Source organism: Streptomyces durhamensis, from assembly GCF_000725475.1.
GTDB classification, from domain to species: domain Bacteria; phylum Actinomycetota; class Actinomycetes; order Streptomycetales; family Streptomycetaceae; genus Streptomyces; species Streptomyces filipinensis.
Genome location: NZ_JNXR01000010.1, coordinates 137,026 through 161,528 on the forward strand (window position 1 = coordinate 137,026; position 24,503 = coordinate 161,528).

Sequence of the window (24,503 nt, forward strand, 5' to 3'; positions counted from 1 at the left end):
CTCTCAGCGGTGCTGTGCGGGATCGACCCGTGAGGTCGTGGTGGAGCGGTGAAGCGGGGACCGGTCAGCCGCGGAGCGCGTCGGTGAGCGCGTCGACGACCCGTTGCTGCTGGTCGGGGGTGATCTGCGGGAACAGCGGAAGGGAGAGGATCCGCTCCGCCGCCTTCTCGGCGTTCGGGAAGTCGCCCCGGGAGTGGCCGAGACGGCGGTAGGCCGGCGTGAGGTGGACCGGGGTGGGATAGTGCACCCCCGCACCGATGCCCTCGGCGTTGAGCTTGCCGACGATGTCGTCGCGGTCCGCGCCGGTGACCTGGACGACGTACAGGTGCCAGACGTGGACGTTGCCGGGCGTCGTCGTCGGGAGCACGACGCGGCCGGTGGCCGCCAGGCCGGCGAGCAGGGCGTGGTAGCGTGCCGCGGCCGACCGCCGGGCGGCGTTGCCGTCCGCGAGCCGCGCCAGCTTGGCCCGCAGGACGACGGCCTGCAGCCCGTCGAGACGGCTGTTGAACCCGGGGACGTCGTGGCGGTACTTGGCGACGCCGCCGTGGTTGGCGATCGCCCGTACCAGGCCGGCCAGTTCCCCGTCGTCGGTCAGCACCGCGCCCGCGTCGCCGTAGGCGCCGAGGTTCTTGCCCGGGTAGAAGCTGGTGGCCGCGATCCCGCCGCTGCCCGGCGTCCGGCCGTCGCGGGTCGCGCCCTGGCACTGCGCGGCGTCCTCGACGACCCGTACGCGGTCGGGCAGTTGGCCGGCCAGTGCCGTCACGTCGGCCATCTGCCCGTACAGGTGCACGGGTACGACAGCGCGGGTGGCCGGGCCGATCGTGTCCAGCGCGGCCCGGGGGTCGAGCAGACCGCTGTCGGGCAGACAGTCCGCCAGGACCGGTCGCGCTCCGGTCCTGGCGACCGCGCCCACGGTGGCGATGAAGGTGTTGGCGGGCACCACGACCTCGTCGCCGGGCCCGATCCCGCCCGCGCGCAGGGCGAGTTCGAGGGCGTCGGTGCCGTTGGCGACGCCCACGCAGTGCGCGACGCCGCCGAAGTCCGCGTACGCCCGCTCGAAGTGACGGACCTCGTCGCCTCCGATGAACGCGGTGTCGGCCAGGACACGGTCGAATCCGGCGCGTACCTCCTCGGCGACCTCCGCGTGGGCCGCCTTGAGGTCGACAAGCGGAATCTGGTTCATCGGACGGGTCCCCCCATTGTTCGCGTCGCAAGCTCGTCAAGCGCGGGAGCGGCCGCCTCGCGCAGCCGCCGGGCCGGGCTGCCCGCCCAGACCTCACCGGGCGGAACGTCGCCGAGCACGGTGCTCCCCATACCGGTCAGCGACCAGGCGCCGACCGTCGTGCCCTCCCGGACCAGGGCCCCCGAGCCCACATAGGCGCCGCGCTCCAGCCGTACTCCCCCGCCCAGGCGGACGCCGGCCGCGATCGTGACGTAGTCCTCGACCACGTCGTCGTGGGTGAGGACGGCCTGTGGCATCACGGCGACATGGGCGCCGACCCGGACGGCGGCGGTCAGGACGCACTGCGCGAGCAGGACCGAGCCGGGCCCGACCCGCGAGGTCGCCGACACGGCCGCCGTCGGGTGGATCACCGTGGCGTAGCGGTCCGTGGGCAGGCCGAACCGGCGGACCAGACGGGCGCGGGCCGCGTAGTCCCCGGGATGGCCCACGCAGATCACGACCCGGGCGTCGGGCAGGTCGTGGACCAGGTCACCACCGCCGAGCACGGGCACGCCGTCCACCTCGGTGCCGTGCAGCGCGGGGTTGTCGTCCAGGTGCCCGAGCAGCTCCAGGTCGGCCGCGTCCCGTACGGCCTGTGCGGTCTCCCGGGCGAAGCCGCCCGCGCCGACGATCAGCAGCCCGCTCATCTTCGGACCTGTTCGCGCAGCGCCGCGACGACACGGTCCTGCTGGGCCTCGGTCATCGTGTGGAACAGCGGCAGGATCAGCGAGTCGCGGGTGATCCGCTCGGTGGCCGGCAGCGGCGCCCTGGGGTGGCCGGCGTAGGCGGGTTCGAGGTGCGCGGCCATGATCCCGCGGCGGGCGGAGACGCCGGCCTCGGCGAGCGCGGCGAGCAGGTCGTCCCGGCCGGCGGGGAAGCCCTCGTCCAACAGCACCCAGTAGGACTGGAAGTTGCTCTGCCCGTGCGCGGGGTCGCGCACGGGGGTGAGGCCGGGGATGTCGTGCAGCAACGCGTCGTAACGGGCGGCCAGTTCGCGGCGGCGGGAGATCATCGCGTCGAGTCTGCCGAGCTGGACCAGGCCGACCGCGGCCTGGATGTCGGTCATCCGGTAGTTGAAGCCGACCTCCAGGTAGCTTTCCAGTACCGGCTTGTTGCTCACGTGACGGTCCACCGCCGAGGCGTTCATGCCGTGCTCGCGCAGCCGGCGCAGGCGGGCCGCCCAGGCGGCGTCGTCCGTGGTGATCATGCCGCCCTCGCCCGTGGTGACGAGCTTGCGGGGATGGAAGGACCAGGTGGCGAGCAGCGCACCGTGCCCCACCGGCTTGCCACCGACGGTCGAGCCGACGGCACAGGCCGCGTCCTCGACCAGGGGCAGGTCCCAGTCGGCGCAGGCGGCGCGCAGGGCCGGTACGTCGGCCGGTACGCCGCCCTGGTGGACAGCCAGGACGGCCCGGGTGCGCGGGGTGCGGACCGCGTCCACGGTGGCCGTGGTCAGGTTGCCGGTGGCGAGGTCGACGTCGGCGAACACCGGCTCCGCGCCGACGTACCGGACGGCGTTGGCGGTGGCGATGAACGACAGTGAGGGCACCACGACCTCGTCGCCGGGCCCGAGGCCGAGCGCGACGAGCGACAGGTGCAGGGCGGTGGTGCAGGAGCTGACGGCGATGCCGTGCTCGGCGCCCACCCGCTCCGCGAAGGCCCGCTCGAACGCGGCGACCCGGGGACCCTGGGCGACCCATCCGGACAGCACCGCCTCGGAGGCGGCCCGGGCCTCCTCCTCGCCGAGCCAGGGGATCATCACCGGGACGCGGTCGGTGCTCACTTGGCCGTCTCCCGCTCCGTGCGCCACCACCGCACCAGGTCGCGCAGCCCCGTGCGCAGGTCTATGTCCGTCGTGAACCCGAGCCGTTCTGCGGCCCGCGAGGTGTCCGCGAGGCGGCGGGTCACCCCGTTCACCGCGCGGGCGGGCCCGTGCACCGGCTCCAGGCCGGAGGCCCCCATCGCCTCCAGCAGGCCCTCGGCGAGCTCCTTCAGCGAGGTCTCGGTGCCGCTGGCGATGTTGAACACCTCGTCGGTGAGGTCCGACTCGGCGGCCAGGACGTTGGCCCTGGCGATGTCGCGTACGTCGACGAAGTCCATGGTCTGCGTGCCGTCGCCGAGGATCAGCGGCGGCTCGCCCGCCTCGATGCGCTCCATCCAGCGGATGAGCACCTCGGTGTAGAGGCCGTGGATGTCCATCCGCGGGCCGTAGACGTTGAAGTAGCGCAGCGCCACGTAGTCCAGGCCGTACATGGCGTGGAAGCTGCGCAGCATGCCCTCGTTGAAGGCCTTCGCGGCGCCGTAGAAGGTGTCGTTGTTGTACGGGTGGTGGCGCTCGGTCGTCGGGAAGTCCTCCGCCATGCCGTACACGGACGCCGAGGACGAGGCGATCACCTTGGCCACGCCCTCCTCGGCCGCCGCCTCCAGGACGTTGAAGGTGCCGTCGACCAGGACCTCGTTGGCGAGCCGTGGCTCCTCCGCGCACTGGGTGATGCGGATCGCGGCGAGATGGAACACCACGTCGGCGCCCTCGGTGGCCTTCCGTACCGTTTCGGCGTCGCGGACGTCGCCCTCGACGATCTCCACGGCACCGCTGGGGAGGGCCTGGGCGAGGTTGGCCCGCCGTCCGCGCACGAAGTTGTCGAGTACGACGATCTCGCGGGCGCCGCCCTCGGCCAGGAGGTCGACCAGGTTGGAGCCGATGGTGCCCGCTCCCCCGGTGACCAGGATCTTCTTGCCTCGTACGCTGCTCAACTGCACTTCCCTCTCATGGATTACGGCTGTCAACGCCCGGCCCGCAGGCCGACGACCGCGCCCCGGAACTCAAGGCTCCGGGAGGCCGCCTCCAGCACGTCCAGCACGCGCAGGCCCGCCCGGCCGTCGGTCAGCGGCGCCCGGCGTCCCCTGATCGCGTCGGCGAACTCGTCGACCATGCCGCGCAGCGCCTCCTTCTCGCCGATGGCGGGCGCGACCATGTCTCCGGAGCGGTACGAGACGAGCATGTCCCGGCGTTCGTCCGCGCCGATCTCCTGGGGCGAGGCCAGGTCCACGCCCCGGTCGTAGATCGCCACGCGCTGCAGGGGGTTGAGGTCGTCCCAGACCAGGGTGCGTTTGGCACCGCCCACCATGGTGGTCCGCACCTTGGTCGGCGACAGCCAGTTGACGTGCACGTGGGCGATGGCGCCGGTGTTGAGCTGGAGCGTCAGATAGGCCACGCAGGCCTGTCCCGCGCCGATCGGGTCGGCTCCGTGGGCCGCGACGGCGACCGGCTCGACGTGGTCGGGGAGGATGAAGTCCAGGATGGACAGATCGTGCGGGGCCAGGTCCCACAGGACGTCGATGTCCTTCTGGACGAGTCCGAGGTTGATCCGGACCGAGTCGACGAAGTGGATCTCGCCGAGCTCGCCGGAGCGGACCAGTTCCCGGATGCGGCCCACGGCGGGCGTGTAACAGTAGGTGTGATCGCACATCAGGGTGAGCCCACGCTCTTCCGCCTCGGTCACCAGGCGCATACCGTCGGCGTACGTCGCCGCGAGCGGCTTCTCCACCAGGACGTGCTTGCCGGCGCGCAGGGCGGCCAGGGCGATGTCGAGGTGGGTGCCCGCGGGCGTGGCCACGGCGACGGCGGCCACCGAAGGGTCGGCGAGGACGGCCGCGTAGTCCGCGGTGGCCTGCACCGTCGAGTATCCGCCGAGGACCCGCTGGGCCCGCTCGACGTCGAGGTCGCACAGCCAGCGCAGCCGGAACCGCTCGCTGGCCTGGAAGTTGCGGACGAGGTTGGGGCCCCAGTAGCCGGCCCCGACGACCGCGACACCCCACGGCTCCTGCTCCACTGTGGTCCTCTTTTCTCGATCCATCAGTACGCCCCCGTTCCTCGCACCACCGCGGACCCGGTGCGCACCAAGATCGACAGGTCGAGGCCCATCGACCAGTTGTCCACGTATCCGAGATCGAGCCGGACCGCTTCCTCCCAGGGCAGGTCGGATCGGCCGCTGACCTGCCACAGTCCGGTGAGGCCGGGCTTGACGAGCAACCGGCGCTTGATGTCCGGCGTGTACCCCTCCACCTCTTCGGGCAGCGGTGGGCGGGGGCCGACGAGCGACATATGGCCCTTGACCACGTTGATGAGCTGCGGCAGTTCGTCGAGCGAGCTGCGGCGCAGAACCGATCCGACCCGGGTGATCCGTGGGTCTTCCCGCACCTTGAACAGCAGCCCGTCGCTGTTCTGGTTGAGGTGCTCCAGCTCCGCCCTGAGCGCCTCCGAATCCGGCCGCATCGTACGGAACTTGAGCATGGTGAAGTGGTCGCCGTACCGGCCCACCCGCTGCTGCCGGAACAACGCCGGCCCGGAGCTGTCCAGCCGGACGATCAGGGCGACCAGCAGCATGGGGAGCGCGAGGACCGCCAGGAGGGCCGCCGCGAGTGTCCGGTCGAGCAGTTCCTTGGGCAGCCGGGAGGTCCGGGAGAGGTTCGGCGCCTGTATCCGCATCAGCGGCACCCCGTTGGTGGGCCGTACCGCGAGCCGGGCGGCGGACACATCGCTCAGCACGGGGGCCAGCAGGAACTCGACACCCTGTACGGCGGCCGTCCAGGACATCCGGCGCAGCGCGGTGGCATCGGATTCGGCTACCGGCAGCGCCACCACGGTGCTGATCCCGATAGCCCGGACCACGTCGTTCATGTCGCCCAGGCCACCGAGGAAGGGGATCCCCAACTTGCGTGTCTCCCCGGCGTTTTCGGGATCGCTCAGACACACTCCGGCGACCTGAAGTTCCTGTACGCCGCCGCGCCGCAGCACCGCGACCAGCTCCACGACGCCGCGCGCCGGACCGACCAGGAGCGTGGCACTGCGGTCCCGGCCCCGCGCCCATCGTCGGTGCAGGCGACGGCGCAGTGTGTAGCGGACCGGCAGGGCGATCGCGGTGACCGGCACCGCAGCCATGGTCATGTCATGAAGGAAGTCCGAATCGTGCATGAACAGCCAGTAGACGACCGCGGCCAGCGCCGGCAGGGCGACTGCGCCGCGCAGCACCCGCCGGTACTCCTCGGCCCCCAGGCCCAGAGTGCTGCGGTCGTAGGTGCGATGGGCGAGCATGGCGACGATCCACATCGGAGGCAGCACCACAGCCACCGCCCAGCGGCCGTAGGCCGCGTGGATCAGGAAGGCCGCGGCAGCGGCCGCTAACCCGTCCGCGACCAGCAGAACGATCCGGTATCTGTGCTCCCAGCGTCTTCGGCGACCTTGTAGACGTCTGTGTTCCACAACCACTTGCTCATGCGTGACCTCAATGGTCATGCCTCCCCCCACATGCACGGCTACCCTGACCGAAGTGCCCTCGACACAGCGGCACTGGAAAGCGAGAGGGCTTCGGCGGTTCCCCAACCGCCTTCATGCCCCCAGCATGCTGGTACTGACAGTGCAAAAACCGTTCATCGCGCCGGACCGTGACATGCGGTCACGTTCCCCACCCAAACCGGTCCGGCGATCCTCAATCTAGACCACCAGCCGCAGTCACGGGAACAGTTGGACGAAACACGCATCGCCTGAGCGATATTGGCTGCATACTGCCCCCGTGACGAGCATCGTGATCCCGGCTCACAACGAGGCACGGGTCATCGGCCGGCTCCTCGACGCGCTGCTGGCCGATTCCTCCGAGACCGAGACCGACATCGTGGTCGTGTGCAACGGCTGCACGGACGACACCGCACGGATCGCGGCCGCACGCGCCCCGCGCGTCCGGGTCGTCGAGATTCCCGTCCCCTCCAAACATGTTGCCCTGCGGACCGGCGACGATCACGCGCGCGGCTTCCCCCGCCTGTATGTGGACGCCGATGTCGTGATCACAGCCGCTGACGTACGGGCGCTGACCGAGCCGCTGCGGGACGACGCCTCCGGCGTTCTCGCCACCGCCCCCGCACGGCAGATCCCGCTGACCGCCTGCGCGTGGCGGGTGCGCGCCTACTACCGGGTGTGGCAGCGGCTGCCCGCCGTACGCGAGGGGCTGTTCGGCCGAGGCGTCATAGCGGTCTCCAAGGCCGGACACGCCCGGATCGCCGCACTGCCGCCGCTGATGGCGGACGACCTGGCCGCGTCCCTGGCCTTCACCCCCCGGGAGCGGCTCGTGGTCGGCACGGCCAGGGTCGTGGTGCAACCGCCGCGCACGTGGCGGGACTTGGTCAAGCGGCGGATCCGCGCCGCGGTGTCCACCGCCCAGGTCGAACAACACCGACGAGCCGAACAGCAGCGAAGACCCGAAGAACCTTCGGCGCGCACGAGCAGAGCGGATCTGCTGGCCGTGCTGCGCGGGGAGCCGAAGCTGTTCACCGGTGTCGTGGTCTTCGTCGCGGCCGCGGCCGTCGCCCGGCGGGGAGCCCGAAAGGCCATCCGGGCACAGGACTTCGGCACCTGGCTCCGGGACGAGAGCAGCAGGCAGTCCTGATCCGCATCGCCACCGGGAGTCCTCGACCATGTATCTCACCGACCGCTCCACGCCGCCGGGGGCGGACGCCGAGCAGGGCCGAGGACGCGGCCCGGGGCCCAAGGTCGCTCCGCTGGTGCTCGTGCTGGGCGCGGTCAGCCTGATCACCGACGTCTCCTCGGAGATGGTCACGGCCGTCCTGCCGCTCTACCTCGTCACCACGCTCGGGTTCAGCCCGCTGGGGTTCGGCACCCTCGACGGTGTCTACAACGGCGTCAGCGCCCTGGTCCAGCTCACCGGCGGTCACCTCGCCGACCGGGTGCGCAACCACAAGCTGATGGCCGGGCTCGGCTACGGGCTGTCCGCGCTGTGCAAGCCGCTGCTCTTGCTCGCCGGCAGCCTCGGCACGCTCGGATGCGTCCTCGCCCTGGAACGGACCGGCAAGGGCCTGCGCACCGCCCCGCGCGACGCGATGATCTCCCTGTCGACACCGGCCGGGGACCAGGGCCGGGCCTTCGGCGTGCACCGGGCGATGGACACCACCGGCGCGATGCTCGGCCCGCTGGCGGCCTTCCTCATCCTGCGCGCGGCGGCCGACGGCTACGACGCGGTGTTCGGCGTGAGCACGTGCGTCGCCGCGCTCGGCGTGCTCGTGCTGGTGCTGTTCGTACCGGGCAGGGGTCACGGTGCGCCGGGGGTGGCGGACGGCAAGCAGCCCGTCCGCGTACGCGAGGCGCTGGCACTGCTGCGGCTGCCGCGGCTGCGGGCGCTCGCCTGCTGTGCCGCGCTGCTCGGCCTGACCACCGTCAGCGACGCCTTCGTCTACCTGCTCCTCCAGCGGCGCGCGGGGGTCGGCGAGGAGTGGTTCACGCTGCTGCCGCTGGGCACCGCCGTGGTGTTCCTGCTGCTGGCCGTGCCCCTCGGCGCGCTGGCCGACCGGATCGGGCGGCGCACCGTGTTCCTCGCCGGACACGCGGGCCTGCTCGCCGCCTACGCGCTCCTGCTGTGGGCCCCGGCCGCACCGGTCCTGCCTCCTCTCGTCCTCGCCCTGCACGGCACGTTCTACGCGTGCACCGACGGGGTGCTCCCGGCCGCGCTCTGCGGCATCGTGCCCGAGCGGCTGCGCGCCAGCGGTCTCGCCCTGGTCGGCACCAGCCAGGCGCTGGCGCGGTTCTGCTGCTCGCTGGCCTTCGGCGCCGCCTGGACGGTGTGGGGAGACGGCCCGGCACTGGCCGGCTCGGCGGCCGGCCTGCTGTGCTGCGCCGCCGTCGCGGGCCTGGTGCTGCGGCCGGCGGACAGGACCCGATGACCACCACGCCTCCACGAAACACAGGGATCCGGATGACCTCGATGCGCCGCCGCCTGTTCCTGCTCGTCGCGGCGGTCCTGCTCCTCGCGGGACTGGCCACCGGCGTGGTCCTGCACGCCGCGGCCCGCGCGGACCGGGCGGACCGACCGCAGACAGGCGGCCCCGCCGTCAGCGCGGGCAAGCTGACGCTGGACCAGAAGAGCCGCCTGCTGTTCGTCAACGCGGCCCCCGGCCCGCACCGCACCGCGGTCGCCTCGGTACCGTCCAGCGACCCGCAGGCCGGGCGGACCGCCGCGGACCTGAGGTGCGCGCGCTTCTACGCGGCGGCCGGCACCGGCATCTGCCTCCAGTCCAACCCCGGCGTCCTCAGACAGAGCGACCGCGCCCTGCTGCTGGACGCCGGCCTGCGCACCCGGCGCACGTTCCCGCTCGCGGGCACCCCCAGCCGGGCTCGGGTCTCGCCCAGCGGCCGCTTCGTCGCCTGGACCGTCTTCGTCTCCGGCGAGTCCTACTCGTCCGCCTTCTTCTCCACCCGGACCTCGATCCTCGACGCCCGCACCATGCGGCTGACTCCCAGCCTGGAGACGTTCTCCGTCGTCAAGGACGGCAAGCTCTACCACGCCTCGGACATCAACTTCTGGGGCGTCACCTTCGCCTCCGACGACGACACCTTCTACGCCACCCTCAACACCGCCGACCGCACCTACCTGGTCCGGGGTTCCCTGTCCCGACGCACGGTCACCACCCTGGCCCGGAACGTGGAGTGTCCCTCGCTGTCCCCGGACGGGACCCGGGTCGCCTACAAGAAGCGGGTCCTGTCCGGTGCCGCCCTCTGGCACGAGTACGTCCTCGACCTGCGCACCCTGCACGAGACGGCGCTCGCGGAGCGCCACAGCGTGGACGACCAGGCCACCTGGCTGGACAACCGCACCGTCGCCTACGCGCTCCCCGCCAACGGCACGGTCGGCAGCAGCGACCTGTGGAGCGTGCCCGCGGACGGCACGGGCACCCCCCGCCTGCTGGTCCCGGGTGCTTCCTCCCCGGCACCGCTGTAGCCGGGGATCGCGGGAACGCCCGCGAGACGGCGGCCGCTCTCGGCGCGCCTGCCGGTCAGGGGGGTCCCTTGTCGCCGACGGCCGGCGGTGGCGGCTCGCCGAAGCGGACGGAGATCTTCTCGAAGCCCTTGAAGGACTCGGTGGCGGCGTAGGAGCGGTAGGCGCGCAGGTCGCCCGTGGCGAGGTGGACGTGGTCGGTGAAGGGTGTCAGCAGGCTGCGCGGCCACAGCCGCAGGCAGCGCACGGCGATGACCTCCGCCGCGGCGAGGTACACCGTGGCGGCGAGGTAGATCCAGGCGAGCAGGCCGAGCACGATGCCGAACATCCCGTAGGTCGCGGTGGCACCCTGCAGCACATGCCCGACGTAGTAGGAGCCGCCCCACTGCAGTGCCTGCCAGGCGCACGCGGCTCCCAGGGCCGGCCCGTACGTCACGCGCAGCGGAAGTCTCCTTCTGGTCATGAGCCGGTAACTCAGCAGGAGGAGAGCGGCGTTGAGGACGACTCCCACGACCCCGACGGCGATCCTGACGCCGGTGGCCTGGCGTGTCCCGAAGAGGGTGGCAGCGGAGTAGGCGGTGGCCAGTGCCGTCGTCAGACAGAGTCCCGCGGCGAGCAGGAGCAGGAAGTACAGGCCCCTCGCCCGTGAGCGCAGCGGGTCGGGACGGGCGTGCCGCGGCACTGCGAAGATCTTGTTCAGCGCGTGCTGGACCGCCTGGGCGATCCCGAGGGCTCCGTAGACGCTGCCGGTGATGCCCACGACGACGGCGGCTCCGCTGCCGCGGAACGAGTGGATGTTGTGGCCGAGCTGGTCACCGATCACCGGGAACTGGCTCAGCGCCGAGTGGAGCATCGAGTGCTGCAGCTGCGGATTGCCGTGCAGGGCGGCGCTGAGGATCGCGACCAGGAACAGCAGCAGCGGGAAGAGGGAGACGAAGCCGTAGTAGGCCATCAGCGCGGCCAGGTAGGTGGCCTGGTCGTCGAAGAACTTGTACACGACCGCGAGCGGCACCCCCGCCCACCGGTGCCGTCTCTGATACCGGTCCAGCCGGGCCAGCACATCCATGTGCCCTCCCACACCCTCGGGTGCGAGTCCGCAGGTCAGCGGAACGCCTCAGCATTTCCGGTGCCCCGGTCGGGGATTCCCACACTGAGGCTCGTGATCGTCTGCGTCGGACGCGGCGCGGGTGGCGGCCGTGGCGGGCGGCGCCCCGCCCACGACACCGTGGTGGAGGGGCGCTGCTGCCCGGGCGTGCGGGCTGCGCGTCAGTACGCGGAGTTGACGTTGTCGATGGAACCGTAGCGGTGCGCGGCGTAGTTGGCGGCTGCGGTGATGTTCGCCACCGGGTCGGTGACGCTGTGAGCCGTGCCGTTGACGTGGTACGCGTTGAAGGTGGGGTCGATCACCTGGAGCAGGCCCTTGGACGGGGTGCCCTGCTGCGCGTTGACGTCCCAGTTGTTCTGGGCGTTGGGGTTGCCGCCGGACTCTCGCATGATGTTGCGCTTGAGGCCTTCGTAGCTGCCGGGGATGCCCTTGGCCTTCATGATGGCCAGGGACTGCTTGATCCAGCCGTCGAGGGTCCCCGCGGTACCGGTGGTGCCCTTGGGGCCCGCGTGGGTGTCGCTGGAGGTGGCCGCCACCTTGTGGACGGTGTTCGCCTGCGGCGCCTCGGCGGCCTGCGCGGACGCCGGCATCAGGGTGAGCGCAACGGTCGCGGCGCCGGTCGTGGCGATGCCGGTCAGGGCGAGGGTGCGGAGGCGGGCAAGGCGGCGGGTGGCGGTGATCGCGGTCATGAAGGGGTCTCTCCTGTGGGGACGTCGTAGAGGCGCCGGCCGGATGTCGGTCGCGGCCCGTAGGGCGTCGGGGCGAGGCCCCGTGCTGCAGGGGACCGTGGGCGGGCCTGAGGATCTGGGCCCGGTGCGTCCCGCGGCTCCCGGCAACGAGAAACATGGTTAGCGCCGCACAGAAACCGTGGCAAGAATGTGACGTACTACCCGACTACGGAGAAATGTCCAAAATTAGGCGTTCAGGCGGTTTGCTCGCCTGTTCGGGGCGGGGCGGCCCTACGATCGCCGATAGGACGTGACCTCGGTCTCGTGGGGTGCATCACCCGTCAGCGCCCCTTTCGGCACGCTCCGGCACCCGCAGACGGCCGCCCCGCGGCCTCAGCCGCGCGCGGCCACGTAGAGGCTCTGGGTGCTGCGGCCGAGCGGCCCCTTCTCGTCGTGCAGGGCCGCCTCGGCCAGACCGACGCCCGCACCGTCCACCATCGTCCGGGCGTCCAGGCACACCCACTCCCCCACGGGATGGCGGTGCAGGCCGACCGTGAGGTCGGCGTTGACGAAGACGTAGCGGCTGAAGTCCAGCTCGGCGCTGACGCCGTTGCCCGAGTCGGCAGCCGTCAGCACACGGCTGAGCGGCGTGATCTCCTCCCCCGACACGAGGGGGACCCTCATCCGCATCCACGCGGTGGCCGGACCGGGCTCCAGGAACGACCCGGCCGCGAAGCGCACGTCCATGGCGGTGTGGTAGCCCTGCTCCCACGGCACCGGGAAGAACGCCGCCGGGGGCGCGGTCGAGGGGCCGGGCACCTGCCGGCCCGGCGACACCTGCGGTACCGAGTCCGGCACGGTCTTCATCAGCAGAGCCGTCGCCCGCATCACTTCCCGACCCCCGTCGGGGGTCAGCACGGCCTCCACGAGTTCGACGCTGCGCCCGGCGCGCAGCACGCGTGTGACCACGGTCAGCGGCCGTATGGGAACCGGGCGCATGATCTCGTACGTGAGCCGCACGACCCGGGTGTCGGGCCGTGCGCCCGGCCGTTGCCCGACGGCCAGAGCGAGCAGCGCGGCCGGCGGGCCGGCGTGCTGGGAATCGGCGTCCCAGGGCCCCCGGGTGTAGGCGGTGGGCAGGAACCGGTCGTCGGCCTCCCGCTCGTAGAAGGCCTCGGCTTGCGACGTCGCCACCACTGCCCCCTTCCTGCCGCCACGCACCAGCCGCCATCTTACTAAGCGCTTGTTCAATCCGCGGGGCAAACGGCGGAGGTTCCGTCGCCTCGGTGGCGGTGAGGAGAGCCGAACCCGGCCGTACGCACTGAGGCGGTGTGTCGTTTCGTGGAAGCCGGGCGCAGGTCCGTGGTCCCCGGCTGCCCTGCGTCGACCGCCCCGAGGCCGGGCATCTACGCTCGGTGCCCAGCGCGGCGGTGATCGTGGGGACGGGCTCGGACGGGGGGAATGCGGTGCACACGGGGTGGAACAGGCTGTGGCGCTGGACGGCGTGGGGCGGGATCGGGCTGAGTCTGTACGCGGGCTGGCTGACGGTCGACGACGTACGCGACCGCGCCGTGAGCGAACGCGACATCAGCGCGGCGTGCGACCGGCTCGTGTCCGGAGCCGCGGTGATGGACCTGCAGGGTGGCATGGTCCGGGCGAAGGCCGGCGACTACGACAGGCTCGACGCACGTCAGCTGCCCGATTCCTGCACGGTGTACAAGGTTCCCGGGCCGGGCAGGACGACGAGCCTGTTCACCCTGGTGGTCCAGAGCAGTGACACCTACGCGCCGCTGAACCGGATCGGTGACGACAGCCGGCTCGAGCCGTTCTACACGATGACCGGCGACGGCGGCCAGAAAGCCGATGTGACCGCTGTCGCCGACCGGCGCCCCGAGTCATCACCCATGGGCGACGGCACCCTGGGCTGGTACGGCAACGGGTACACCACCGTCCGCGCCGAGTGCGGTCCCGGCAGCCGCGCGACGGCTCCCGGGCTGCTGCACGTCACCGCGCGGGCCGACTACGAGGACGTCTCCGCAGCGGACCGTCAGCGCCTCGCCCGTATCGCACACTCCGCCACCGAGGTCCTCACCGCGCGGATCGGCTGCCGGACCCGGCTGCCCGCCCTGCCCGACGACCAGCTGGCAGCCGTGCCGTCCGCCCTTCGCCCCGCGCGGGCCGTGGGTGGTTCGTGCCGCTGGTTCGCCCGGCGCATCGAGCGCCAGGGGCAGGGCAGGTTGCCCGACCGCGCCCTCGCCGTACCCGTCCGGGACACGAACCCGATCGAGAGCTGCCTGCTGGCGGTCGGCCCCGACCAGGTGGGCCGTATCGCCGCCGGGCTGGACGAGGACAAGCGCGCCTACGCCCGCAGCGCGCTCACCCACTCCCCCTGGTGGCTCCACACCGCCGCCTCCTACTTCGGCGCGGAGGCTCGCGCTGTGGGACACGACACCCTCGGCGGAAGGGGCGAGACCATCAGGCCGGGAACGGCCGGCCACGCGAGCGGCGCCTGGTGGGCCGCCTCCGTCTGCGCGGGCAAGCCCGCCCTGCACACCCTCACCGCCAGCTACACCTACGACGACGTGCTCGGCCCCCGGACGCTCTCCACACTGTTCCGCGCGTACGTCGACACCATCACGAAGCAGCGCGGCTGCACCCATGTGACCTATCCGGACGGCGCGGACTTCCGTAGCTCCTGAGCCCGTCCTTCAGTCCAGCAGGCCGGAGGTGCCCTCCTCCCGCACCACGCACAGCGCCCAGATGATGAGCGCGGAGAAGGCGATCAACACGATCGACCAGATGGGGTAGTACGGCAGCGACAGGAAGTTGGCGATGATGATGAGCGACGCGATGACCACTCCGCAGACCCTGGCCCACGCGGCGACCTTGAGCAGTCCGAGTCCGACGACGACCGCGACGACGCCCAGGACCAGGTGCACCCAGCCCCAGCCCGTGAGGTCGAAGCGGAACACGTAGTTGCGTGTCGTGAGGAAGACGTCGTCATGGGCGATCGCCATGATGCCGCGGAAGATGTCCAGAAGCCCGGCGAGCGCCAGCATGACGGCCCCGAAAGCGGTCAGGCCGCTGGCCCATACGTCTCTGGTGGTGGGCGTGGTTGCGGTGTGTGCGGCGGTCATCGTGCTGCCTCGATTCTCTGCTGAGCGGCTGGCTCAACGCGCTGTGGTGGAGGGGGCGGCTCCGGTGCGTGGGGACGCGCCGCCGCCGGTGAGGACCAGTTCCTTCGCCCGCCGGAACTCGTCGTCGGTGATGTCGCCATGGGCCCGCATGTCGGCGAGCTTGGACAGCTCGTCGGCCCGGGTGGCAGGCGCACCTGCCTGGGCGGTCTGGCGGATGTAGTCGTCCACGGCCTGCTGCTGCGCGCGAGCCTGTTCGATCTCGCGGCGGCCCATGCCCTTGCCGCGGGCGATCAGGTAGACGAAGACACCGAGGAAGGGCAGGACGACGACGAACACCGTCCAGGCGGCCTTGCCCCAGCCGCCGAGGGCGTCGTCGCGGAAGATGTCGACGACGACCCGGAAGAGCAGGACGAACCACATGATCCACAGGAAGAACACCAGCATGGACCAGAAGACGCTCAGCGCCGGATAGTCGTACGCGAGATAGGTCTGCGCGCTCATGTCGCTTCCTCCGTTCCGGGTCTGCACCCGGTAGTCCTTTCTGCGCTGCCCTCAGCGTGCGCGGGGCGGGGACGGTGCGGCCTCACCCGGGGCGGGTGAACGGCGGTCACGGAACCGAGGGGTGCGGCTCGTCGGCGGTCCGCCCCGTGGCGGCGGCGAGCACCGCGGTGATGGTCAGCACCGCCAGGACGAGGACGAGGACGAGGACCACCACACCGACTGTCGGGCGGTTCCACAGCACGAGGGCCAGGACGCCGGCCCCGATGGTGACGCCACTGGTCCAGGACCGGTGCCGGGCCAGCCACTGTCCGGCGTGCCCCGTCTGGACGCCGACGCGGGTCAGTGCGTGCCCCGCCGCCGTGGTGCCGCGCTCCGCCACGGACCGCACGGCACGGGCGGCCCTGCTCGGGCCGTACAGGCAGGCGGCCAGCGCCGTGATCACGGAGACGACGAGCAGCATACGGACGCTGTCGCGCAGGAAGCGGATGACGGTGTCGTAGATCGCCGCGGCGGCGTCGGGGGGCAGCGTGGACGGGGGCACCGAGTCGAGGTAGACGCGGCGCGCGACCGCCAGGCCCACGAGCAGCACGATCATCATGATGCCGATGCCGATGGAGACGGCGATCAGCATCACCCGGTGCCCGGGTGCCGCCCACACGGCCGCGGCGGCCAGGGCGAGCGTCAGCACGGGCAGCCAGGTGCCGACGATGTCGAGCAGACGCATCGCGTTCTGGGCCTTGTCGAGCTTGTCGGTGCGGAACAGGGTGACCGAGCGGTCGACCTGCGGAATGGCGGAGGCCTTCTCGAAACCGGCGTCGACGAGCCGCTTCTTCACCTGGTCGATCACCACTCCGATGTCCAGCTGGACGGTGTCGCCCTGGGCCTTGAGGGCTCCCTGCCCCTCTCCGGTGAGCATGCCCACCACCGCCGACTGCGCCCGCCGGTTGCCCGCGATCCACGCCTCCTTGAACACGTCGCTGGTCACCACCCGGTTGATGACGCGGTGGACGACCGTCTGTACGGCGGAGCGCAGCGGGCCGGTGAGGGTCTTGGACGTGTCGACGACGCGGGGCGGCGCCCCGTTGTCCGCGAGCAGCTTCGTCAGCGAGTTCGTCACCGCCTGGACGTCCACCTGCGCCACCACGCGGTCGGTGAGCCGGTTCACCAGGGCGTTCTGCACGGCCGGCGTCGAGGCGAGCGGTGCGACGGTCTGCACGTACCGGTCGGTGTCGGCGACCGTGTTGTGGACCCATACGGCGACGACCGCCAGGGGGGAGAAGACGAGCGTCAGCACCAGGAGGACCGAGGCGGCCACGCGGCGCAGGTTACGGTGGCGTACCTGTGCGGCCCGGCGGAGCCGGTCGTACTCCGCGCGTTCCTCGGCGGACAGCGTCTGGGCGTTCTGCGCGGGCGTGCCGGAGCCGGACGGTCCGGAGGCGGTACCGGATGCCATGGCTCCTCCTTTGCGGGCTGGTCACTCGTCAGGCGATCAAGCGGGCGCTCCCGGACGGCCGGCGGGGCCGTGGGGAGACCCACCGGGCCAGCGTGCCGCCGGCGCGCTGGCGCGACGTCACCCTCGGCGGGTGATCCGCGCGCCGGGCCCGCGGCGGTGAGGTGGTACGGCGGGCAGGTGGCAGGCCCGCTGTGGAGCGGACGAAGAGACACGAGATGAACGATCCGGCGGTTGCCCGGGACAAGCACACCTCGTCAGGGCACGAGGTGCCCTCCGGCCGGCCGAGGCGACGGGCCGCGGCGCTGTCCGTCGCCCGGGCGGGGTGCATCGCGGTCGCCCTGGTCGCCGCGTACTACCTGTTGCCGCTGGACAGACCCGCCACGGTCGGTACCTCGCTCCTCCTCACGGGCGGCCTGCTGATCCTGGCCCTGGTCTTCGGGTGGGAGGTGTGGCTCATCATGCGCTCGCCCCATCCGCGGCTGAAGGCCGTCGAAGCCGTGGCCATCACGGTCGCCGCGTATCTGGTCCTCTTCGCGAGCGCGTACTACCTGCTCGAACGTGCTGTTCCGGGCTCGTTCGACGAGCCGTTGACCAGAACGGACGCCTTGTACTTCACGCTCAGCACGTTCACGACCGTGGGGTTCGGCGACATCGTCGCGCGGTCCCAGGCGGGCAAGGTGCTGGTGATGATCCAGATGATCTGCGGCCTGCTGCTGGTGGGCGTCGCGGTACGGGTGCTCGCGGCCGCGGTACGGGCCGGTCTGCGGCAGCAGGGGCGACCGCCGGAGTAAGGTCACTCCGGCGCTTGGCGCATCTCCAGCACGCGCAACCCCAGGGACTGGCAGCGGGCCAGCAGCCCGAACAGGTGCGCCTCGTCGACGACCAGGCCGAACAGGACGGTCTGACCGGACATCACCACGTAGTCCAGCTCCGGAAACGCCTTGCCCAGCATCTCCGTCATCTCTCCGTCAACGCGAATCTCGTAGCGCACGGCTGCTCTCCCCCACCTTCCTCGGCCAGACGTGCCGGTCCCTGTACGGGCGATCCTCCGTCCTCGGGCCACCGAGGGGCCTCACCCGTGGGAGGTGATACCGCCGCACCGCGCCGCGCCCCCGGCGGCCAGGGCGTTCCGGCGGGCGCCAAGGTCATAGGAGCCCCAGCTCGCGGGCACGGTGCACCGCGTCGTGACGACGGTTCACAGCGAGTTTCCGGTAGGCGCTCTTGAGGTGGGTCTTGACCGTGTTGACCGACACACACAGATCGGCCGCGATCTGTTCCGTCGACATCATCTCGGCCAGCCGCCGCAGCACGTCCCGTTCCCGTACGCTCAGCTCTTCCACCACCGGCAACGGCGACCGCTCCCCGGGCCTCGCCGGACAGCCGGGCGACGGCGGGCCAGGTGTGAGCCAGCCCTCGGCCAGTGCGCTCAGCGGCACCGTGCCGAGCAGCGGCCGCAGCCACGGTCCGGCCTCGTGGAAGGGGCGCCGCAGCCGCCCGCGCCGGGCTTCCCGGAGCGCCTGGGCGACGAGTCTGCGCTGGGTGGCGAAGTCCCCCGACGTCCCCGCCGCCTGCGCCCTGACCAGTGCGGCCCGTACGGTCACCGCGGGGCCCGGGCGGCCCTGTGGCCGTACCCGGTCGAGCAGTGCGACCGCGGGGCCGGTCCTGCCCGCGGCCAGCTCCGCCTGTGCGGCTGCGACGAGGCACAGCGGCTCGTGGCTGGGCTCCTCCTCCAGCAGTTTGGCGGCTGTCTCCGGCCTGCCCTCGGCGAGGTGTGCGGCGGCGGCCACCGACGCCCTGTGCGCCTCGGCCCAGGGAGAGGCCACATCGGCCACGACCGTCCGCTCCACCGCTTCGAGCGCGGCTTGCGTCTCCCCGCGGGCCAGGAGGACCCGCCCGGTGACGATGGCCCGCCCCGCCTGCGCCACCGGATCCGGCATCGGGTGCGACGCGTCCGCCGCGGCGTCCAGGAACGCCTGGGCCCGGTCCAGCTCGTCACGGTCGACGGCCACCGCCGCCAGCACCAGGTATCCCAGGCCCGGCCCGGGCTCCAGGGGGCACCCGCGGCGGTCCCCGTTCGCGACCGCGGCCCGGGCCTTGCGCTCGGCCCTGTCCGGCCACCCCTTCAGATAGTCGATCAGAGCCAGGTGGCCCAGGCACTCCCCGCGTGCCTGGGCCGTCGACGCGGCCCTGCCGGAGTCGACCACCGTGGTCAGGGCTGCTCGCGCGTCCCCGAAGCGCCCGGCCCACAACCGGGTCGCACCGAGGTGGGTGAGCAGGAGAGCGGTCAGCTCGGGGTGCTCTTCCAGGAGCCGTCCGGGCACCTCGCACCGCAGCCGCTCCGCGGCCCGGGCGGCCAGTTCCGCCCGCGCCGGCGACCCGGTCAGCCGGGCGGCCAGGGCTTCCAGCAGAGCACGGCTCAGCTGGGCCGCGGCCAGTTCGGGGGTGTCGTCCTCGCCCGGTCCGTTCTTCCCGGCCAGGCCCTGTGCCGCCCGTTCCAGGCGGCACAGGCCTCGCTCCACCTCGCACCGGGCCAGTTCGCGGGCCGCACGGACGAGATCGGTCGCCGGGCTCCTGGGCTCGGGTCCCATGTGGGAGAACAGCTCGGACAGGTCGTCCGAGTGCAGCCCGGTGAAGATCTCCCCGATGGCGAGATCGCCGACCACGGCGCCGGCGGCGCACTCCCAGTCGCCCGCCGCGGCCGCGTGGCCGAGCGTCTCGTCGAGAGAACCACAGCCCCGCAGCCAGTGCGCCGCACGGCGGTGGAGTTCGGCTTCCAGCCCGGGAGCGCACACCCGCAGACGGGCACGGAGGATCTCCCCGAACAGGGGATGGAGCCGGAACCAGGCGTGCCCGAGGTACTCGACGAACGCGTTCTCGCGGTGAAGCCCGGTCAGGATGAGTCCGGCGTCGGTGCGCTCCGTCAGGGCGTTGGCCAGGTCCGGACAGCACCGTTCGAGGATGCTGATGCGCAACAGCAGATCCTGTGTCTCGGGCCGCTGCCGTTTGAGCACCTCGGCCACCAGGAAGTCGGCGATGGTGGTGCGGTCGGCCTCGAACTCCTTCAGGTACGTCTGCGGATCCGGCTCTCCCTGTGCGGCCAGCGCGCTCAGCCGCAGACCGGCCGCCCATCCCCGGGTGCGCTCCACCAGCGCACCGACGTCGCCGGCGGGGAGGTGCAGCCCGTGCAGCGTGAGCAGTTCGGCCGCTTCGCCGGACGTGAAGGCCAGCTCGTCGTTCCTGATCTCCGTGACGGCGCCGGCCGCGCGATAGCGGTGCAGCGGCAGGAGCGGTTCGGTGCGCGTGACGAGGACCAGACGCATGCCGCGGCCCGCGTACCGAAGGACGGATTCCAGCTGGTCCGCGATCTCCGGGTCCCTCGCCCGGTCGTACTCGTCGATCACCACGACCACGGGTGCGTCCCGAGCGCTCAGCTCGGCGGCGAGCCGTGTGAGCAGTGCGTCGTCGACGTGGCCGGCCTCGGCGGGGGCATCCATCTCGATGGGCAGTGCCACGCCGGCCAGGCGCAGCGCCTGGAGAAGACACGCCCAGAAGGTGCCACAGCCCTTGTCGGCCGCCCGCGCGGTGAGCCAGGCCACGGGCCCGTCCCGCGCCGCCGCCCAGTCGGCGACCAGCATCGTCTTGCCCGCCCCCGCGGCTCCGCCGACCACGGTCAACGGTGTCAGAAGAGCCTCGTCGAGGTGTGCGGCCAACCGATCGCGGCGCAGAAACGTCGGGGGGCGGGCCGGCATGGCGAACTGCGTCCGCAGAAACGGGTCTCCCCGGGGATCCGCGTGCGGTGCGGTCGGAACCGGTCCGTTCTTGTCCGGCACGGCCATGGCGCTCACCACCACTGATGTCGTCAGGTCACGGACAGCGTTCTTCCTCCGTCTTCAAGCGTGGTCCCGCGCTGCGCGGTGATCAATGGGCCACTGGTCCCTGAGAGCCGCGGAACAGTCCCGGTGATCGGGAACGGCCCCTTCGACGGCCGTGCCCGGTCTCCGGGCCGTAGCGAGCGCGCTACTCCTGGTGGCCGCGAGCCCCTTCGATCGCCCAGAGCGGCGACGTGACCGCTCCCCGGAGGGTCTTGGCGCGGAGGGACTCCATGCCGAGATGGAGGGCGGTGGCGCCGTGGGCGTAGGCGTGCTCGGCGGGGAGGTAGTAGACGAGGTTGAAGTACTCGTGGGCGCCTCGCAGCCGCGCGTAGTCGTAGCCGGTGGCGCGGAGCCAGACGGTGCCCGCGTGGCGGTAGAAGAGGCTGAAGCCGGCCATACGGCCGTCGGCGTACGCGGCGAGGACGACTCCGGTGTCGGCCATGCCGTCGGCCTGGTCGTGCAGCAGCCGGGCCATGGCGGCAGGGTCGGCCTCGTGGCCGTGCCGCTGCTGGAGCCGGGCGAGCAGCGCACCGGCGCTGTCGGCGCACTCGGACAGTCGCAGGGTGCGCAGGTCGTATCCGGCCTCGGCGAATGCCCGGCGTTCGCGGCGGATGGCGACGCGTCGCTTGGACGGCAGGCCGGCGAGATAGTCGTCGAACGTGCTGCCGGGCAGCGGGATGCGGGCGTCCTGGCCCAGCGGCACGGGCTCGGTGCCGCAGGCGTCGGCGAGTTCGGCGGCCACCGTGCCGGAGACGTACAGCCACCAGGGCCGCGCCTGGTGGGCGTCGGCGAGCGAACCGGCCGCCGCCACGAGCCTGTTCAGTGCCTCGCGTCGCCGGTCGGGGGTGAGGCGGGGGTGCAGGAGGGGGGCGTTGAGGTAGCCGCGGCGGGCTCCCGCGAGCAGCGTCCTGACCGGTGCGCGGTCGGGGACGAGGTCGTGCACGCGGTAGAGGGCGTTGGGTTCGGTGTCGACCACGTACAGCGGTGCGGCGGCGATCAGCAGGCCGTCGTCGTGGACCAGGGCGTAGCGGACGCGGGCGGTGGGGTCGTGCTGCTGGGCGGCGAGCCACCGGTGGGAGAGGTAGAGGCCGGCCGGGGCGGCGAGGGTGTCCCACGCGGCGGCGGGGACGTCCCTGATGTCATGGGCGAGGGTGAGGATCACGGCAGCGGTTCCTCCCGGTCGGGCGGGACGAGGGCGTGGGCCGCGGGCACGGCGAGCACGCTGAGCAAGGCGAGGAGCAGCCAGGGCAGGACGGGCTGCCGGCTCAGGAGCGCGGTGAGCACGACGGGAGCGGCGGCGCCGCCGAGGGACCAGGAGAGCTGGAAGGCGGCCTGGTGGCGGCCGTTGCCCTCGACGGGGGCGCAGGCGACCGAGAGTTCGTTGAGCGCGGGAGAGCTGAGGATCTCGGACAGGGTGAACAGCAGCATCGCCACGACCAGTACGGTGGCCACGGCCCAGCCGGGCGCGCCCCTTGTGGCGAGGGGTACGGCGAAGAGGGCGAAGGAGGCGGCGCCGACCACGAACCCGCCGGCGATCGCGCGCTGCGGACGGTGGCGCGCCGAGCGGCGGGTGATGGCCGGGGTGAGGACGGCGACGGCCGCGGTGTTGACGACCAGGAGGGTGCCGGGGATCCACGCGCCCGCGTGCAGGGTGCCGGTGACGTACACGGCGAGCAGGACTGGCGGGACCATCTGCGCGAGGACGAAGGCCAGATTGGCCGCGATGAGCAGGAGGTAGCGGCCGTCCCGGAGGACCGCCTGCCAGCTCCCCCGCCGGACCGGTCCGCCGCCGTCTCCCGGATGGCCCGGCGCGTCCGGCGGGGTCGGCGCGCCCGGGTCTCTGGCGGGCTTCCAGGTCGTGAACAGGGCGGCTGCGCACAGGAAGGTGCCCGCGTTCGCGGCGACGAGGACGTACAGGCTGCTTGGGCCGAACAGGGCCAGGGCGGTGGCGGAGACGGCCGCGCCGGCACCGATTCCGAGGTTGCGCAGCGACGAGACGAACCCGAACCACAGGCGTTCCTCGCCGGGCACGCAGGCCAGCGGCACCAGGCTGCGGGCCGCGGTCCAGTACAGGTTGATGCCGGCCTGGACGACGAGGTGGGCCAGGCTGATCTGCCACGCGGAGCGGACCGCGAGGAACGCCGCGAACCCGGCGGCGGAGACGAGGTTGGCGACCGCGACGACCGCCTTCGGGCCGAAGCGGTCCAGGAGGGGGCCGCCGAGCGCGGGGGCGGGCAGCGCGAGGAGGTTGCCCAGGGTGAGTGCCGCTCCGATCTCGGCCAGGGAGAGGTGGGTGGCGTGGGTGAGGTAGACGACGGTGAAGGCGAAGACGAGCCCGGTGCCGAGGCTGTCGACCGTGTGAGCGGCGACGAAGCGGCCCGCTCCGGTGAGTCCGGGCAGCCCGGCCCGGGCCGCCAGAACGCCGTGCCGGCCACGGCCCGGCAGATCAGCGCGGCGCCGGCCGCGCCCCGGCCGGGTGCGGCGGCGCGCCGATCGCCCGCTGGTGGGGACGTTCACCGGCTCGCGGAGGTCAGGAGGCGGCGGATCTTGTCGAGCATGGGAGCGGGGATGAAGCCGCTCTGTGCGCACAGCGCGGTGAGTGCCTTCACGGCCCGCTGTTCGTCACCGGGGTTCACGGTGAACGTGAGGATGCCGCCGTGGTCGTGGCCGTCGATGATCAGGTCGTGGCAGGTGACCAGGTCGATACGGGCGCGGAGTTCGGCGAGCAGCGCGGGGGTGGGGTTGGCCGTGAGGCACTCGATCGCGAAGCGTTCGGCCGGGGCGCCGGCCCGGGTCGGCCAGGCGCCCCCCAGGATGTCGAGCAGCGCGGCGTAGGTGTTGAGTCCGCTCGCGGCGATCGACAGGGTGGTGGCGCCGCCGATGCGGGGGTTGATCTCCAGCACGTGGTAGACGCCGTCGGCGTGGATCATGTCGACGTTGACGGATCCCTCGACCCCGAGTGCCGTACACAGGTCCACGAGGCGCTGCGCGGTGGGCCCGAAGCCGTCGTCCCGGGTGGGGTCGACGTAGCGCAGGTCTTCGAACGTGAAGGCGGGAGGGCCACCCGCGGTGCCGGTCCAGATGAGCGGCATGACGGTGTAGTGGCCGCCGGCGCCGACGATGTCGACCGAGCAGAGGCGTCCGCTGACGCACTTCTCCAGGACCGCGTGCGCCGCGGGGCGTGCGGCCAGGTGGCGGTCGAGGGCGGCCGGGTCCGGGATGAACTCGATGCCCATGCTGGTGGAGTCCCACAACGGCTTGGCCATCAGGGGATAGCCGAGGTCCTGAGCGGCGAGGCGGACGGTGTCGGGGTAGGCCGGGACCGGGAGCGCCCGGTCGTTGAGGAGGTCGCTGTCGACCAGTACGGCGGGCGGGGTGGTGATGCCGTGCGCCTCCAGGGCGCGCTTGGTCTCCCACTTGTCGCACAGGACGCGGGTGGCGGCGAGGGGTGTCATGACGGTGCGGATGCCGAGGGCTTCGAGCTTGGTCTTGACGACGGCGTCGCGCAGGGCGTTCTCGTCCGGCAGGGAGATCGCCACGGCGGCGTCGGCGCCCCAGGCGCGCACCCGCGCGACGAACTCGTCCGGGGTCGCGGCGGGGTCGAGCCGCTCGCTCGTGCCCGGGAACAGCTCCGGACCGCAGTCTCCGTGGGTGTGGAAGAGGCGGGCCTCGGCACCGAGCTGTGCCAGGGCGGGGGCGATGCCGTGGATGTAGGGGTCGGCGCGCTGGATGTCGACGGACCGGAGGAAGGCGATGCGCTGCATG

22 protein-coding genes are annotated in these 24,503 nt (G+C 72.2%); 5 read left to right on the plus strand and 17 right to left on the minus strand.

What is annotated here, in order from left to right; all coding sequences use genetic code 11:
* Positions 1-64: 64 nt before the first annotated feature.
* Genes IO33_RS0116615 through IO33_RS0116640 form a run of 6 tightly spaced genes read right to left on the minus strand, consistent with a single transcriptional unit; the run spans position 65 to position 6,518 of the window.
* Positions 65-1,183 (minus strand): DegT/DnrJ/EryC1/StrS family aminotransferase, encoded by a 1,119-nt coding sequence (locus IO33_RS0116615; RefSeq protein ID WP_031165436.1) that lies wholly within the window; start codon positions 1,181-1,183, stop codon positions 65-67.
* Complete coding sequence (locus IO33_RS0116620) at positions 1,180-1,869, minus strand: acetyltransferase (protein ID WP_031165438.1); 690 nt, start codon at positions 1,867-1,869, stop codon at positions 1,180-1,182. Before IO33_RS0116620 ends, IO33_RS0116615 begins: the two co-directional genes overlap by 4 nt.
* Entirely contained in the window at positions 1,866-3,005 is a 1,140-nt protein-coding gene (locus tag IO33_RS0116625; RefSeq protein ID WP_031165441.1) for a DegT/DnrJ/EryC1/StrS family aminotransferase, read from the minus strand. The genes IO33_RS0116620 and IO33_RS0116625 overlap by 4 nt, the downstream gene beginning before the upstream one ends.
* On the minus strand, positions 3,002-3,982 hold the full coding sequence (locus IO33_RS0116630; protein WP_245235809.1) for an SDR family NAD(P)-dependent oxidoreductase: 981 nt from the start codon (positions 3,980-3,982) through the stop codon (positions 3,002-3,004). Before IO33_RS0116630 ends, IO33_RS0116625 begins: the two co-directional genes overlap by 4 nt.
* 23 nt (positions 3,983-4,005) lie before the next feature.
* Entirely contained in the window at positions 4,006-5,055 is a 1,050-nt protein-coding gene (locus tag IO33_RS0116635) for a Gfo/Idh/MocA family protein (protein ID WP_245235810.1), read from the minus strand.
* Positions 5,056-5,078: 23 nt separating this feature from the next.
* A complete protein-coding gene (locus IO33_RS0116640; RefSeq protein ID WP_031165447.1) occupies positions 5,079-6,518 on the minus strand; it encodes a sugar transferase in 1,440 nt (479 codons plus the stop codon).
* A 277-nt stretch (positions 6,519-6,795) separates the two neighbouring features.
* Between IO33_RS0116640 and IO33_RS0116645 the strand changes: the two genes are divergently transcribed.
* From IO33_RS0116645 to IO33_RS0116655, 3 genes are read left to right on the plus strand one after another with little or no spacing between them, the layout of a single operon-like run.
* Positions 6,796-7,662, plus strand: coding sequence for a glycosyltransferase family 2 protein (locus tag IO33_RS0116645; RefSeq protein WP_037685533.1), 867 nt, complete (start codon positions 6,796-6,798; stop codon positions 7,660-7,662).
* Positions 7,663-7,690: 28 nt separating this feature from the next.
* Complete coding sequence (locus tag IO33_RS0116650) at positions 7,691-8,950, plus strand: MFS transporter (RefSeq protein ID WP_031165451.1); 1,260 nt, start codon at positions 7,691-7,693, stop codon at positions 8,948-8,950.
* A gap of 32 nt (positions 8,951-8,982) precedes the next feature.
* A complete protein-coding gene (locus IO33_RS0116655; protein WP_031165453.1) occupies positions 8,983-10,005 on the plus strand; it encodes a TolB family protein in 1,023 nt (340 codons plus the stop codon).
* Positions 10,006-10,060: 55 nt separating this feature from the next.
* On the opposite strand, the gene IO33_RS0116660 is transcribed toward IO33_RS0116655, so the two are convergent.
* The 3 genes from IO33_RS0116660 to IO33_RS0116670 all read right to left on the minus strand — a co-directional run bounded on the left by IO33_RS0116660 (position 10,061) and on the right by IO33_RS0116670 (position 12,969).
* Positions 10,061-11,068, minus strand: a complete 1,008-nt coding sequence (locus IO33_RS0116660) for a YihY/virulence factor BrkB family protein (RefSeq protein ID WP_037685534.1) — start codon at positions 11,066-11,068, stop codon at positions 10,061-10,063.
* A 200-nt stretch (positions 11,069-11,268) separates the two neighbouring features.
* A complete protein-coding gene (locus tag IO33_RS0116665; protein WP_031165457.1) occupies positions 11,269-11,796 on the minus strand; it encodes a transglycosylase SLT domain-containing protein in 528 nt (175 codons plus the stop codon).
* 372 nt (positions 11,797-12,168) lie between these two features.
* Positions 12,169-12,969 (minus strand): thioesterase family protein, encoded by an 801-nt coding sequence (locus tag IO33_RS0116670; RefSeq protein WP_031165459.1) that lies wholly within the window; start codon positions 12,967-12,969, stop codon positions 12,169-12,171.
* A 272-nt stretch (positions 12,970-13,241) separates the two neighbouring features.
* Here IO33_RS0116670 and IO33_RS0116675 point away from each other — a divergent pair, with 272 nt between their 5' ends.
* Complete coding sequence (locus IO33_RS0116675; protein ID WP_031165460.1) at positions 13,242-14,474, plus strand: hypothetical protein; 1,233 nt, start codon at positions 13,242-13,244, stop codon at positions 14,472-14,474.
* Positions 14,475-14,483: 9 nt separating this feature from the next.
* Here IO33_RS0116675 and IO33_RS0116680 read toward each other — a convergent pair whose 3' ends face one another.
* The 3 genes from IO33_RS0116680 to IO33_RS0116690 all read right to left on the minus strand — a co-directional run bounded on the left by IO33_RS0116680 (position 14,484) and on the right by IO33_RS0116690 (position 16,866).
* Positions 14,484-14,912 carry a DUF7144 family membrane protein gene (locus IO33_RS0116680; RefSeq protein WP_031165462.1) on the minus strand — a complete coding sequence of 143 codons (429 nt, stop codon included), beginning with the start codon at positions 14,910-14,912 and terminating at the stop codon, positions 14,484-14,486.
* A gap of 33 nt (positions 14,913-14,945) precedes the next feature.
* Positions 14,946-15,413 (minus strand): SHOCT domain-containing protein, encoded by a 468-nt coding sequence (locus tag IO33_RS0116685; RefSeq protein ID WP_031165464.1) that lies wholly within the window; start codon positions 15,411-15,413, stop codon positions 14,946-14,948.
* 106 nt (positions 15,414-15,519) lie between these two features.
* On the minus strand, positions 15,520-16,866 hold the full coding sequence (locus tag IO33_RS0116690; RefSeq protein WP_031165467.1) for a hypothetical protein: 1,347 nt from the start codon (positions 16,864-16,866) through the stop codon (positions 15,520-15,522).
* A gap of 215 nt (positions 16,867-17,081) precedes the next feature.
* On the opposite strand from IO33_RS0116690, the gene IO33_RS0116695 reads away from it, so the two are divergent.
* The gene (locus IO33_RS0116695) at positions 17,082-17,657 is read left to right on the plus strand and encodes a potassium channel family protein (protein WP_078963692.1); all 576 of its coding nucleotides are present in this window, start codon (positions 17,082-17,084) and stop codon (positions 17,655-17,657) included.
* A 2-nt stretch (positions 17,658-17,659) separates the two neighbouring features.
* Here IO33_RS0116695 and IO33_RS0116700 read toward each other — a convergent pair whose 3' ends face one another.
* The 5 genes from IO33_RS0116700 to IO33_RS0116720 form a co-directional block, all read right to left on the minus strand.
* Positions 17,660-17,857 carry a hypothetical protein gene (locus IO33_RS0116700; RefSeq protein ID WP_031165471.1) on the minus strand — a complete coding sequence of 66 codons (198 nt, stop codon included), beginning with the start codon at positions 17,855-17,857 and terminating at the stop codon, positions 17,660-17,662.
* Between the two features lie 154 nt (positions 17,858-18,011).
* The gene (locus IO33_RS0116705; protein WP_031165473.1) at positions 18,012-20,702 is read right to left on the minus strand and encodes a winged helix-turn-helix domain-containing protein; all 2,691 of its coding nucleotides are present in this window, start codon (positions 20,700-20,702) and stop codon (positions 18,012-18,014) included.
* 181 nt (positions 20,703-20,883) lie between these two features.
* Positions 20,884-21,900: a GNAT family N-acetyltransferase gene (locus IO33_RS0116710; RefSeq protein WP_031165475.1), complete on the minus strand. Its 1,017-nt coding sequence runs from the start codon at positions 21,898-21,900 to the stop codon at positions 20,884-20,886.
* Positions 21,897-23,255: an MFS transporter gene (locus IO33_RS0116715; protein WP_051926809.1), complete on the minus strand. Its 1,359-nt coding sequence runs from the start codon at positions 23,253-23,255 to the stop codon at positions 21,897-21,899. The genes IO33_RS0116710 and IO33_RS0116715 overlap by 4 nt, the downstream gene beginning before the upstream one ends.
* Positions 23,252-24,502, minus strand: a complete 1,251-nt coding sequence (locus IO33_RS0116720; protein WP_031165480.1) for an ATP-grasp domain-containing protein — start codon at positions 24,500-24,502, stop codon at positions 23,252-23,254. The genes IO33_RS0116715 and IO33_RS0116720 overlap by 4 nt, the downstream gene beginning before the upstream one ends.
* Position 24,503: the final 1 nt, after the last annotated feature.

Excerpts from the sequence above, each read along its gene's own strand:
- IO33_RS0116695 (WP_078963692.1), top strand. The coding sequence starts at position 17,082 with ATGAACGATCCGGCGGTTGCCCGGGACAAGCACACCTCGTCAGGGCAC.
- IO33_RS0116665 (WP_031165457.1), bottom strand. The coding sequence starts at position 11,796 with ATGACCGCGATCACCGCCACCCGCCGCCTTGCCCGCCTCCGCACCCTC.
- IO33_RS0116640 (WP_031165447.1), bottom strand. The coding sequence starts at position 6,518 with ATGACCATTGAGGTCACGCATGAGCAAGTGGTTGTGGAACACAGACGT.
- IO33_RS0116690 (WP_031165467.1), bottom strand. The coding sequence starts at position 16,866 with ATGGCATCCGGTACCGCCTCCGGACCGTCCGGCTCCGGCACGCCCGCG.
- IO33_RS0116720 (WP_031165480.1), bottom strand. The coding sequence starts at position 24,502 with ATGCAGCGCATCGCCTTCCTCCGGTCCGTCGACATCCAGCGCGCCGAC.
- IO33_RS0116620 (WP_031165438.1), bottom strand. The coding sequence starts at position 1,869 with ATGAGCGGGCTGCTGATCGTCGGCGCGGGCGGCTTCGCCCGGGAGACC.
- IO33_RS0116615 (WP_031165436.1), bottom strand. The coding sequence starts at position 1,183 with ATGAACCAGATTCCGCTTGTCGACCTCAAGGCGGCCCACGCGGAGGTC.
- IO33_RS0116705 (WP_031165473.1), bottom strand. The coding sequence starts at position 20,702 with ATGGCCGTGCCGGACAAGAACGGACCGGTTCCGACCGCACCGCACGCG.
- IO33_RS0116650 (WP_031165451.1), top strand. The coding sequence starts at position 7,691 with ATGTATCTCACCGACCGCTCCACGCCGCCGGGGGCGGACGCCGAGCAG.
- IO33_RS0116660 (WP_037685534.1), bottom strand. The coding sequence starts at position 11,068 with ATGGATGTGCTGGCCCGGCTGGACCGGTATCAGAGACGGCACCGGTGG.
- IO33_RS0116680 (WP_031165462.1), bottom strand. The coding sequence starts at position 14,912 with ATGACCGCCGCACACACCGCAACCACGCCCACCACCAGAGACGTATGG.
- IO33_RS0116685 (WP_031165464.1), bottom strand. The coding sequence starts at position 15,413 with ATGAGCGCGCAGACCTATCTCGCGTACGACTATCCGGCGCTGAGCGTC.
- IO33_RS0116655 (WP_031165453.1), top strand. The coding sequence starts at position 8,983 with ATGACCTCGATGCGCCGCCGCCTGTTCCTGCTCGTCGCGGCGGTCCTG.